This is a genomic window from Methylosinus sp. RM1, from assembly GCF_011378635.1.
Lineage (GTDB): Bacteria > Pseudomonadota > Alphaproteobacteria > Rhizobiales > Beijerinckiaceae > Methylosinus > Methylosinus sporium.
The window spans coordinates 1-11,499 of the sequence record NZ_WOVC01000021.1 but is presented as its reverse complement, the minus strand read 5'-3'; the positions used below and the strand labels follow the sequence as shown (position 1 = coordinate 11,499).

The window sequence follows — 11,499 nt, the reverse complement described above, 5'->3', positions numbered from 1 at the left end:
GTGTCGGAGGCGGCGCGCGGCGAACTCAGCAGTTCGGGCCGCAGATCGAGCACGAAGCGCACATCGCGCCGAGGCGGCCGAGAACCGGGAGCACTTCCTTCTTGGAGATCTTGATAGCCATAGCTTCCTCCTGAAGACGTCAATGTTGAAATAAACCAGCAGCGAATACATGTATTGTGCATAGCGCTGATGGTAATCTGCATGTAACGTCTACCATGCAGCGAGTCATATATATAATATAATTCTATTGATGTAAACATCTTGCGGAATAAAATTCCAAAATATGCGTATTAATACGATATTTGAACTTCATACATGTAAAAAATACATACGCTGTGCTTTTGCGGAGCGGGCGGGCGCCGCGTCGCTTTATGTCCAGATTGTCGTCATCGACGGGGAATTCATAGGCGACCAGGGACGGCGAAAGAGTCGTCCGCCCCCGTCATCGGCGAGGGCGTGCGTGTCGTTCGAATATCGCAGCTTCTCGGCGCGCCCGGCTCATATTCGCGTGCCGCTCAGAACTCGACGCGCAGCGAGCCCATGAAGGTGCGCGGCGCGCCGGTCAGGATCGTGTAGCGATCCGCAGCGGTCTGATAATATGTCGTATTGCCTATGTTCTTCACATTCAGCTGCCCCGTCACGGTGTAGTCGGAGATCTTCGTGCTGTAGGCGATCATGCCATTGACCAGCGTATATCCGGGCAGGACGAAGGAGTTGGCGTTGTCGCCGAGCGCGCTCTCGACGACCGTGAGGCCCCCGCCGAGGCTCAATCCGCGCAATGCGCCATCCGCCTCATATTTCACCCAGAGATTGCCATAGTTGCGCGGACTGCCCGGCAGCTTGGCGCCGGCGATGGCGAGCTGCGTCGTGATGAGCGTCAGCGGATTGTAGGAGGTCGCGCCCTCCACGGTTCGCACATCATCATGCGTGTAATTGGCGATGACGCTCCAATTGTCGTCTATGCGGCCTTTGAGGTCGAATTCGAATCCCTGGCTGCGCGCCTTGCCGATCAGCAGCGTGTTGTTGGCGTTGGTCGGATCGGTATAGGGAACATTGGTCTTGAAAATGTCGAAGTATGACATGGTCAAGGTGAGCCGCTTGTCGAGAAGCTCGGCCTTCAGCCCGCCTTCGTACATCTCGCCTTTCTGTGGCGCGAGCGGAATGCCGACGCGGGTCGAATTGGCCACGCCGAAAGATTGCGTGAAATTGCCGTAGAGCGAAAGCCAGGGCTGCGGCTGATACACCAAGCCGACACGCGGGCTGAACGCGGTGTTGTAGGTGCTCACATAGCTCGCCTCCGCGCCGACTGCGGATTTGAGATTCTTGTTGGTGCTCGTCTCCGCCCAATCGAAGCGTCCTCCCAGCAGCACGTGAACCGTGTCGTCGAAGAAGGAGAGCATGTCCTGGCCATAAATGCCCGTCCATTTCTGGCCGGCCTTGCTGTAGACGGGATTGCTGTAAGGATTTTCGATCTGCCAGGAGTTCGGCGCGTAGATGTTGATGGTGCTCAGTATCGGCTGATATTGGAGATTGATCGGCATATAATTCTTGAGCGCGTCGAGCCCCAGCAATATCGAATGGGAGACCGGTCCCGTTTCGAATTTGCCTTTCAGATCGAGATTGGTCGCGAAGGTCCGATCCGTCGTGCCGGGAACGACGAAGGCGTAGCGGCTGAGTAGGCCGGTCGCCTGATCGAAGCCCAAGGGAGCAATGTTCACGTTTCTCGTCGCCATGCTGGTGTAGCTGAGCCGATTGGTCAGGCTCCAGCCCGGCAGGAATTCGTAGCTCATGTCATAGGCGATGCGCGTGCGCTCAAGGTGGTCCGGCATGCTGGTCATGAGCGAGGCCGAAGACAGATAGCGGCCGACGGGAATATTGGCCGGGGCCCCGCCGACGGCCGGCAGGATGAAATAATCGTCGACCCAGGTCCTGTTCTGATATTCGAAATCGACATTGATGCGGAACTGCTCGACAGGATGATAGCTGATCGTCGGAGCAACGAAGAAATTTCGGTCCGTCACGAAATTTCGATAGGAATCGGTGCGAAAAAAAGTGCCGTTGACGCGATACAGCAGCGATTTGTCCTCGGTCAGCGGCCCGGTGGCGTCGATCGTCGTCCGGGTGCCGCTATAGGACGTCACCTGCTCCTGAATGGAGTAGTATGGCGTCGCCAGCGGCCGCTTGACCACGAGATCGATGACGCCGCCCGGCTCGCCTCTGCCGAATTCCATCGCCGCAGGGCCTTTCAGCACCTCGATCGATTGGAGATTGCTGGTGTCGAGATTGCGCACCCGATATTCCATCAGGCCGTTCTTGTACATATTGCCGAGCACGTTGAAGAAGCCACGAACCTTGAACACGTCGAGCTGCGCGGTCGAGGGCGTGACGCCGCTGACATTGGTGAAAAGCGCGTCGCCGACCGAGATCGCCTGCTGATCGTCCATCGCTTGGCGCGTTACAACGCCGACCGAGATCGGCGTCTTCATCAGTGGCGCGTCGAACTTCAATGTGGTCGGCGCGCTTTCGGCGCTATAGCCGGTGCGCCTGTCGCCGGGCCCCTGGCCGAGTCCTGGTCGTCCGGTTCCTTGCGGGCGATCCGTTTCGGCGCCGATGTCGATCGCCGGCAGCGGCGTCGCGCCGCTCTCGTTCGCATCGGTGCGCGTTCCTGTGGCCTGCGCCAGAACGATCAGCACAGACTTTCCGTTCGGGGACAATTCGAAGCTCAGCCCGGTTCCCGACAGCACTTCTGAGAGCGCCTCGGCGAGGCTATGAGGTCCGGAAAGCCCCGCGGTTCTATGTGAGCGAGTCAATCGCGAATCGTAGACGATGCGCACGCCACTCGCGTCCGCGACGCTGTTGAGCGCCGTCGAAATCGGTCCAGCCGGAAGGTCGTAAGTGCGCACGATGTCGGCGATTTCTCTCTGCGACATCTGCGCGTGCGCTTCGGCGCGATCGGCATTCGACGTGAATGCGAGAGCGCTCATCGCGGTCACGATGGCCGTCGCGCTCATCATCCCACCCCTCGCTGACGTGCTTCCGTTAGGAATCCGACCCGACATCTATTTTGGTCCTGTCTTGTCTCGTGGCGGCAGACATTCGCGCCTCCCCACTTTGACAAGGACGAACCAGCCCCTCCTCCGGGGAGGTCTAAGAGCAAAAAAATTTTCTTTTTATCCCGTGAGCACGACGAGGTAGCCGAGATCGAGAGCTCGGAGGCTGAGAGCCTTTTCGATTGCAGAAATTGCGGCCATTGGCTCTGCCGCGTCGAACACGCCGCTCACTCGCCTCTCACGGATCGAGGGATCGAGAATCAAAATGTACCCGCGCATATAATGTCTGAGGATCGAGACCACTTCGGCGAGCGGCCTGTCGTCGAAAATCAGCTTTCCGCGCCGCCATGCGGTCACATGGTCGACTTGCACGCGATATGGCCCGACCGCGGGGACGTCGGGCCCGAAAGCGCTCTGTTCGCCTTCATCGACGATGATCGCCGGGCCACCCGCCATGACGCGCACCTGATGCTCCGCGACGGTGACCTCCGTTCGCTCCCCTGCAGTGGAGATGTCGAAACTGGTGCCGAGAGCCGTCACCGAGCCGCGGGCGACCAGAACAGAGAAGGGCCTGTTGCCGTCCGGCGCGACGTCGAACCACGCCTCGCCTTTCAAGAGCGTCACGTTTCGCTTGCCTTGTCCGAAGTCCAGCGAGATGGCCGAGCGAGGGCCGAGTTCGATCCGCGACCCGTCCGTGAGCTGAAGCACCTTCGTTTCCGCCACGCCGGTTCGGGCCTGCGCCCATAGCAAGATCCAAGCGTCGTCGAAAAAGACATAGGACAATAGGGCGAAGGCGAGCGCCGCGAGGCCGGCGGTGACGCGAGCGTGCCGCAGCCGGCGCGGAGGGCGCACCTCGAACTCGCCTATGAGCGGCCGCAGGCCTTCTAGCTCGCCCCAGATACGGCAAACCTTCTCGAATGCCTCGCGGTTGGCGGGATCACGCGTCAGCCAGAGGACGAATGCCTCGCGCTCCTGCGGCGTCGAGGCTCGACAGTCGAGGCGCGTCCACCATTCGATGGCCGCTGTCCGGCGGCTCGCCCGATCAAAGGGAGCATCATCCTCCATACGTCGCGCCAATCTGCCTCTTATTGGGCGGCACCGCCGCTATTGATCCTCTTATTGTAATAGGACGTATGTCGATGCTGATAAAGGAGGTCGTCTCGAGGAAAATTTTAGTCGAGCCCCGCGTGGCACCGCTCTAGCGCCAGGCGCAGATGTTTGAGAACCATGTTTCGGGAAATGCCCAACCGATGAGCGATCTCGTCCGGCGAGAGATCATGGAAGCGGCGTAAGATGAAGACCTCCCGGCACTTGGGCGGTAAGCTCTTCAACGACGCATAGAATAAGCGGACACTTTCCTTCGCCTCGAAAATCTGTGACGGATCGAGCCCGGCCTCGGCGATCTCGGTCGGAATGTCGCCCGGTGTGACATGCTTGGCCATGCTCTTGCTCTGACGGGAGAAGTCGCGCGCGAGGTTGATCGCCGTTGTTCGAAGATAGGCGTCTTCATCGACGATCGGCCCGCTCTCGCGACGCCGAAGGAGTCGCACAAAGGTCTCTTGTAGAAGATCGAAAGCATCCTCGTGGCCCACGCGCCGCGTCAGGCAGCCGAGAAGATCGCGCTTGTTGCGCTCGAAGAGTTCACCGATCAAACGGCTTTTGGACTTGGACATGGGTGGGCTTCCGCTGGCGCCTCGAACTCGCAATGACAGCGAAGCGAGAAGCCGCCCCGAGCGGTTCCCGCCTCGAACGATCTCCCAAGCTCTAGATCAGGGAGACGCGCGTTCAGGACAGAGGTGGCGGAGCGCGAGCAAGGTGAGAGTTTGCCCAGGGTTCGAGGCTGCGATCGAAGTCGTCGACCAAGGCTAGGGCGATGCCGGTCGAAGTCGGATGAGTGAGAAAATCGCAGGCTACGGCAAGAAGCGACAGGAAAGCAGGCGGATCGTCACGCCCCCCGGACCCACAGAGAAGGCAGCATTGATCGGTCGTGTGGCGTTCGTGGATAGGCCCACCTCGATCCGATTCGGAGTCGCCTTGGCAAATCTCATAGTTTGCAGTCGCAAATGAGGCGGGTGCATGAAATCGGACTGCCGCTGCACTACGTGTGGAGGCAATAATACCCTGCAAAGCGACCAAGCAAATCACAGCGCCGATAAGGGCGCTCGCTGCCAGTTTCTGCCGGGATAACCAATACGCCATGCTTGATTTGTAAGCTCGGTCCCCGTCGTCGGTCAAGGCGCTGGGACATCTGACGGCAATTCTAAATTGCCCTGGTCTGGTTGCGTTTTTCGGTTTTCGTAGGCTCGGCTTTCTGATTCAAGGTGGGGTGCTGATTCTCGACCGCCTCCTCTCCGGGCTGCATGACGCCTCCGCCGCCTTTCCCGACAAGCGGAAGGGCGCAGGTGACTATTCGATGGCCGATATCGGCCTGTCGGCCTTCTCCTTGTTCTTCATGCAGTCGGAGTCGTTCCTCGCCTATCAGCGTTCGCTCGAGGAAGGCCGCGCCAGCGGCGCGGACTTCCTGCTCGCGGCCAGGCCGGAGTCTCACAAGGCCTTGTATGACTTCATGAAGGGCGCGGCCTGCGAGGAGGTCACGATCATCCGCAAGGAGGGCGCCAGGAAGCTCTCCTGCCGCTATCGCTGGTTCTCGAAGGCGCCGCTGCGCGACGGCAAAGAGGCCTCCTCGTCGATTGGATCGGGCTCACCATCGCCGACGCCAAGGGCAAGACCACTATGACGCCGCCTTCGTCACCTCGCTCGAGGCGACGCGCGAGAGCGTCGCCGAGATTCGCCTGCGCGCGGGCGAGGTGGAAGATCGAGAACGAGAGCTTCAATGTTCTCGAGAACAACGGCTATCATCTCGAGCATAATTTCGGCCATGGCAAGCAGCGCCTCGGCAAGCAGCGCCTCGCCATGCTGTTCGCGGCCATGAACCTCCTGGCCTTCGCCATGCACACCGTCTGCGACTGCCTCGAAGACCTGTGGGTGAAAGCCCGCGAGGCCAAGCGCGTCCGAAAGCGCTTCTTCGAGCACATTCGGACAATCACCGCCTATCCCGTCTTTCCAGACTGGCGGACCCTCATGACCACCCTGATCGACTCCAAGCCGCCCACCGAAATCGAAAAACAGATCGCAGGCTGAATCTTTCGAAGGCGGACGATTTAGAATTGCTGGAAGAGGAGCGGGTCGAACAGGGCGGCGCTGAACAAAAAGCGGGAGCGCTCTGAGCGCGGCGACCGGGAGGTCCTCGCGCGGAGAGCGCTTCAGCAAGGTCCGAATGAAACTCGGACCCTTTGGTCCGTCTGCGTTTTTCGCGTCGGCTCGTCCGACTTCGAGAGGGCGAGAGGCGGGGATCTTTCGATCCCCGCCTGTCTGGCTCAGCCGAAGGCTCCCAATATGGCAGCGGAGGACTTGCGTTCGACGCTTTCGGTCTCGCTGGGGGCGACGTAGGGCTTCCAATCTTCGCCGGTGATTTGGAGATAGGCCGCGACCGCTCCCTCGGCGGCGGCGAGGAGGTCGTAGGCCTGGATGGCGAGATTGGCGGCGAACTGGCGAGCGCGCTGGGCCTTGGACTCGAAGCCGGCGGGACGTCGCGATCCTCGTCGCGGGCTTCGTTGGCGAGCTTGGTGGTGAGGGTTCGGGCCTCCGTTACCTTTTCGGAGTAGAAGCGTCCGGCGCCCTGGGCGGAAGCGACGTAGATCCCGACGATGCGCTGACGGGCTCTGTCGCGAATTTTCTCGCGGGTCGGTTGGGGCTATGATCGCGGGGCTGGGGCAGGCGGAATAGTCCGATGATCGATTTCAAGGGCAGCCATTTTGAACGCGACGTGATCCTGTGGGGCGTCCGGTGATATGTGGCGTATCCGATGAGCTATCGTCAGCTCGAGGAAATGATGGAAGAGCGAGGCGTCGAAGTCGACCACTCCACGCTCGACCGCTGGGTCGTCGAGTATGCGCCTTTGCTGGAGAAACAGTTCCGTGCTCGCAAGCGCACGATCGGGTCCAGCTGGCGTCTCGATGAGACCTACGTGAAAGTCAAAGGCTGCAGGAAATATCTCTATCTGGCCGTCGACAAGGCAGGCGCGACAGTCGATTTTTTGTTGACCGCCAAGAGGGATCGCAAAGCCGCGTTGCGTTTCCTGCGTAAGGCGATCGGCCAGCATGGCAAGCCGGAGAAGATCACGATCGACAAGAGCAACGCCAACACGGCAGCGATCGAAAGCGACAATGCGGAGCATGAAGCGGATATCGAAATCCGCCGCATCAAATATCTCAATAATATCGTCGAACAGGACCATCGAGCGGTGAAGCGAGTGACGCGGCCCATGTTGGGCTTCAAATCATTTCCGATCGGCTGCTGCGACACTCTCGGGGATCGAGCTCATGCGCATGATCCGAAAGGACCAGTTGCGGATCAGGGACGAATTGCATCCAGCCCAGCAGTTCTATGCCCTCGCGGCGTGGGCCGTGTCACTCCCACACGCCCGCGTTGTCTCCGTAGACAAAATTTGCGACACAGCCCATGCCAGAGCGGATGTTCGATTATTCTTCCGCCAGCGCCGGCCGGGAAAGATCGTGGGCGCAGCCGTCCTCGGGCAGGGCCAGCGGATCGTCGCCCGACAGCATCGGGTTTCGGCCGTCGACGAAAACGACGGCAGGCTTGAAGCTCGGCAATTCATTGCCGGGAACGAGCGCATAGCCTATCACGATAATAAGGTCGCCAGGAGAGACCATCCGCGCGGCCGCGCCATTGATGCCGATAACTCCAGAGCCGCGCTTCCCCGGGATTCATAAGTCGATAGACGGGCGCCGTTCGCGATGTTTACGACATCGACTTTTTCGTTCGGCAACAGATCGACCATGTCCATCAGATCACGATCGATCGTGATGGAACCGACATAGTCGACATCGGCGTGTGTTACTGTGACACGATGTAGCTTGGACTTCATCATTTCGCGGTACATGCGAAACATCCTCTAACCGTTGTAATATCTAATTTGAACATATTCATATCGTGAGCTTATTTCTCCCATTGAGGTCTGAACTCGCGCGCGTGCGCCATCAGATGACCGCCATCTTCTTTCCGACGCCGTGGCGAAATGCGGAGCGACGGCGCGGGTCTCCGTCACATAGGCTCGTCCAGCAGCTCGACCGCGCCCGGCGCAGGCGGAATTTCAGATTGGCTCAGGATCATACGCCCGAACGCCCGGGCGGCCGCGCTCTTCTCGCCGACGCTCCAGACGAGCGTGAAATCGGCTCGTGGCAGGCGCGGCAGGCCGTAAGAGCCATCGACCACTTTCATGCGTGGCTGAATATCCCCGCGCGTCACCACAGTAATGGCGAGGCCAGCGAGCACTGCGGCGCGAATCCCCTGCTGGCTCGCCGAAGTATAAGCGATATGCCACTCGATGGACGTGTCCTCCAAGGCCCGGATGCCCACCTGCCGATTGACGCAAGGGGACGGCGCGAAAGCGATAGGGATGGAGGCGCCGCGCCGAATTGTGAAGGTGTCCGTTGCCGCCCACACGAACTCGGTCCGCCAAATCACCGCCTCGGCGCCGTCGCCACCGAGAGTCTCGTGACCCGGAATGGTCATCGCCACCGCGAGGTCGAGCTGCTTGCTCTTGACCATCGCTTGCAGGTCCAGATAAGTGCTCACATTCACGTCGAGCCGCACTTCGGGAAAGGCGCGGGCGAACTGAGCGAGAAGCGGTGATAGCCGCTCGCTCATGAAGTTCTCGGGCACGCCGAAACGGACGACTCCGGAGATCGGCGACGGACGGAACCTCAGCGCCAAAGCATCGAGCCGTTCGAGAATGTCTTTGGCGTGACCCAGAAAATCGCCGCCGTCCTCCGTCAGGACCAGGCTACGCGTCGTCCGCAACAGCAGCGGCCGACCGATCTGATCCTCGAGCTTTCTAATCTGATGACTGACCGCCGATTGCGTCAGATGGAGCCTTTGCGCGGCGCGCGTGAAGCTGCCCGCCTCGCTGACGGCGACGAAGGCTCGCAGAACCGTAGGATCGAAGTCGACAGCCATCAATCCATTACCATCGTTCATGAGTTCGCGAAATTATATCATTTTTATCATACGCCTCCTTTATGCCAATCTCAATAGGCGTAAACCCGACTGATTAGCACTTTGGGTTGTGTATTTTCGAACACTCCCGATCGACGAGCGCCTCGCCCATCGGAATCAAGCGCGGAAGGAAAATGTGATGGCCTTCTTCCTCCCGGGAAAGAACGGGATAGCTCTTGCGGCCGTTTGTCTCGCGGCCCTGATGTTCGGCCTGGAGATTTCCAGCGTCCCGGTGATCCTGCCGCTCCTCGAGACGGCGCTCGGCGGCGACTTCAGGGATATGCAGTGGATCATGAACGCCTATACGATTGCCTGCACCTCTGTGCTGATGGCGGCAGGAACATTGGCCGACCGTTACGGTCGCAAGCGCGTCTTCGTGCTTTCGCTGGTCTTGTTCGGCGCGACGTCTCTCGCATGCGGACTCGCGCAGAGCGTTCCGCTCCTGATCGCCGGTCGGTTTCTTCAGGGAATCGGCGGAGGCGCAATGTTGATCTGCCTCATCGCGATTCTCTCGCATCAGTTCAGTGAAGGAGCAGAAAGAAGCAGAGCCTTTGGCGTCTGGGGCATCATATTCGGCGTCGGTCTCGGCTTTGGACCGATCATCGGCGGCGGCATCGTCGCCCTTGCCGGTTGGCAATGGGTGTTTCTGGTCCATGCGCCGCTCACGCTCGTGACGCTGCTGCTGGTTTTCCGCAGTGTCGAGGAGTCCAGGGACCCGCAGGCGAAGGCGCTCGATTCGATCGGCGTCGTCACGCTGTCCTTGGCCGTGCTCGGACTGGTCTTCTTCATCACGCAGGGCTCCGAACTCGGCTTCGGAAGCAGCGCGGCGCTCGGCATTCTCGGAGCGGCGACGGTGAGCCTCGTTGTTTTCTTCGTCGCGGAGATTCGTAATCCGCATCCGATGTTCGATTTCTCCGTGTTCCGGATCCGGACCTTCTCGGGCGCTTTGTTCGGCTCCGTCGGCATGAACTTCAGCTTCTGGCCGTTCATGATCTACCTGCCCATATATTTTCAGAATGTGCTCGGCTATGACGCCGTCGCGGCGGGCCTCGCGCTTCTCGCCTATACGCTTCCGACGCTTCTCCTCCCTCCTGTTGGCGAGCGCCTTTCGCTTCGCTACCAACCCCGCATCGTCATTCCGGCCGGACTGTTCGTCATCGGTTCCGGCTTCATCCTGATGAAGCTCGGCAGCGGCGCCGTGGAGGCCAGCTGGCTGACCATGCTGCCCGGCAGCCTAATGGCGGGAGTCGGGCTGGGACTGACCAACACGCCGGTAACCAACACCACCACGGGCTCGGTTCCGAGCGCCCGTGCGGGCATGGCCTCCGGCATCGACATGAGCGCCAGGCTGATCACGCTCGCGATCAATATCGCCGTGATGGGTCTCGTCTTGCAGGACGGCATTCTGTCGCATTTGCGCGATCTGCTTCCCGACAGCGATCCACAAACATTGCGCGCGCTCGCGTCGAAGCTCGCCGCTGGCGGCGTCGCTCTCGCCGAGACAGCGGCGCCGGCGGACGCTCTCCGTGGGGCGCTCGAACACGGCTTCGGCCTCGTCATGCTCTATGGCGGTCTCGGCATCTGGATTTTCGCCGCTTTCAGCGCGGTGACATTCGGACGAGGCCGCGCGGCCAGCTGCCGCGGAACGCCTATCGAGACGAGCCCTTCCGTCGACAACCACAGCAACTGAAGGCGCGCCTCGAGGCGAGCCGATAGTGCGCCCCGGGGCGCGCGCCAGATTTCGGCTGCGTGGATGCGCGACGCAAATCGATCGGGAAACGCGATGAAGCTTCACGCCTACGGCCGTTCCTCGGCGTCGTTCCGTGTCCGAATTGCGCTCAACCTGAAAGGCTTGAGCTACGAGACGGTGTCGTATGACCTGACGCGGGACGAACAACGCGACGCGCGCTATCTCTCCGTCAACCCCCAGGGCCTGCTGCCTGCGCTCGAGGACAACGGCGCCGTCCTCACCCAGTCGCTCGCCATCATCGAATATATCGATGCGAAGAAGCCCGAGCCGCCGCTCCTGCCGAGAGAGCAATTGGCGCGCGCCAGGGTTAGAGCGCTGGCTCAACTCATCGGCTCCGACACGCATCCTCTCATCACGAGGCGCGTCGCCCACCACTTGCGAGTCGATTGTGGCCAGGACGAGCAGTCCGTTCAGAGGGCGATGTCACATAAACCCGATTCTGGCGCGTTGACGCCACGCGGGTCGATTTCAAGCGGCTGTCGTCACAGACTTCCACTCAGCCATCGCCCCGAGGCGATGCAGGCGGATGGCGATGGCGGACCGTCCCGAAGGTCGGGATGGAACGAAGAGATTGCGGACTGCGGAGAAGACGTCGACGAAATGTTGCAGCCCTCGCCACGA

General features: G+C 60.5%; 9 protein-coding genes and 2 pseudogenes. 5 read left to right on the top strand and 6 right to left on the bottom strand.

The genetic code is table 11. The features are described from left to right. Window positions 1-25: 25 nt before the first annotated feature. The 4 genes from mbnA to FMZ75_RS14300 all read right to left on the bottom strand — a co-directional run bounded on the left by mbnA (window position 26) and on the right by FMZ75_RS14300 (window position 4,723). Complete coding sequence (mbnA, locus tag FMZ75_RS14315; protein WP_142864354.1) at window positions 26-121, bottom strand: methanobactin; 96 nt, start codon at window positions 119-121, stop codon at window positions 26-28. 394 nt (window positions 122-515) lie between these two features. After that, window positions 516-3,011, bottom strand: coding sequence for a TonB-dependent receptor (locus FMZ75_RS14310; RefSeq protein ID WP_166143784.1), 2,496 nt, complete (start codon window positions 3,009-3,011; stop codon window positions 516-518). Between the two features lie 159 nt (window positions 3,012-3,170). Further along, the gene (locus tag FMZ75_RS14305; RefSeq protein WP_166143718.1) at window positions 3,171-4,115 is read right to left on the bottom strand and encodes a FecR domain-containing protein; all 945 of its coding nucleotides are present in this window, start codon (window positions 4,113-4,115) and stop codon (window positions 3,171-3,173) included. A gap of 107 nt (window positions 4,116-4,222) precedes the next feature. After that, window positions 4,223-4,723, bottom strand: a complete 501-nt coding sequence (locus tag FMZ75_RS14300) for an RNA polymerase sigma factor (protein ID WP_142864356.1) — start codon at window positions 4,721-4,723, stop codon at window positions 4,223-4,225. Between the two features lie 740 nt (window positions 4,724-5,463). On the opposite strand from FMZ75_RS14300, the gene FMZ75_RS14295 reads away from it, so the two are divergent. The 3 genes and pseudogenes from FMZ75_RS14295 to FMZ75_RS14285 form a co-directional block, all read left to right on the top strand. Then, complete coding sequence (locus tag FMZ75_RS14295; protein ID WP_166143712.1) at window positions 5,464-5,787, top strand: hypothetical protein; 324 nt, start codon at window positions 5,464-5,466, stop codon at window positions 5,785-5,787. Then, window positions 5,784-6,191, top strand: coding sequence for a hypothetical protein (locus FMZ75_RS14290; RefSeq protein WP_166143716.1), 408 nt, complete (start codon window positions 5,784-5,786; stop codon window positions 6,189-6,191). Before FMZ75_RS14295 ends, FMZ75_RS14290 begins: the two co-directional genes overlap by 4 nt. 712 nt (window positions 6,192-6,903) lie before the next feature. Continuing rightward, window positions 6,904-7,510 (top strand): annotated as a pseudogene (locus FMZ75_RS14285) (IS6 family transposase); the annotation flags it as partial. Between the two features lie 81 nt (window positions 7,511-7,591). Here the strand turns inward: FMZ75_RS14285 and panD are convergent. Further along, window positions 7,592-7,998: pseudogene (panD, locus tag FMZ75_RS22050) on the bottom strand (aspartate 1-decarboxylase). 176 nt (window positions 7,999-8,174) lie between these two features. Next, complete coding sequence (locus FMZ75_RS14275; protein ID WP_142862852.1) at window positions 8,175-9,089, bottom strand: LysR family transcriptional regulator; 915 nt, start codon at window positions 9,087-9,089, stop codon at window positions 8,175-8,177. Between the two features lie 178 nt (window positions 9,090-9,267). On the opposite strand from FMZ75_RS14275, the gene FMZ75_RS14270 reads away from it, so the two are divergent. Continuing rightward, complete coding sequence (locus tag FMZ75_RS14270) at window positions 9,268-10,818, top strand: MFS transporter (RefSeq protein ID WP_166143714.1); 1,551 nt, start codon at window positions 9,268-9,270, stop codon at window positions 10,816-10,818. A 93-nt stretch (window positions 10,819-10,911) separates the two neighbouring features. Beyond that, window positions 10,912-11,499, top strand: a 588-nt coding sequence (locus FMZ75_RS21595) for a glutathione S-transferase N-terminal domain-containing protein (protein ID WP_246728977.1), incomplete at its 3' end; no start/stop codon positions are given.

Bases quoted from the DNA above. Each gene is read 5' to 3' on its own strand.
- mbnA (WP_142864354.1), bottom strand. From the start codon at position 121: ATGGCTATCAAGATCTCCAAGAAGGAAGTGCTCCCGGTTCTCGGCCGC.
- FMZ75_RS14310 (WP_166143784.1), bottom strand. From the start codon at position 3,011: ATGAGCGCGACGGCCATCGTGACCGCGATGAGCGCTCTCGCATTCACG.
- FMZ75_RS14305 (WP_166143718.1), bottom strand. From the start codon at position 4,115: ATGGAGGATGATGCTCCCTTTGATCGGGCGAGCCGCCGGACAGCGGCC.
- FMZ75_RS14300 (WP_142864356.1), bottom strand. From the start codon at position 4,723: ATGTCCAAGTCCAAAAGCCGTTTGATCGGTGAACTCTTCGAGCGCAAC.
- FMZ75_RS14295 (WP_166143712.1), top strand. From the start codon at position 5,464: ATGGCCGATATCGGCCTGTCGGCCTTCTCCTTGTTCTTCATGCAGTCG.
- FMZ75_RS14290 (WP_166143716.1), top strand. From the start codon at position 5,784: ATGACGCCGCCTTCGTCACCTCGCTCGAGGCGACGCGCGAGAGCGTCG.
- FMZ75_RS14275 (WP_142862852.1), bottom strand. From the start codon at position 9,089: ATGGCTGTCGACTTCGATCCTACGGTTCTGCGAGCCTTCGTCGCCGTC.
- FMZ75_RS14270 (WP_166143714.1), top strand. From the start codon at position 9,268: ATGGCCTTCTTCCTCCCGGGAAAGAACGGGATAGCTCTTGCGGCCGTT.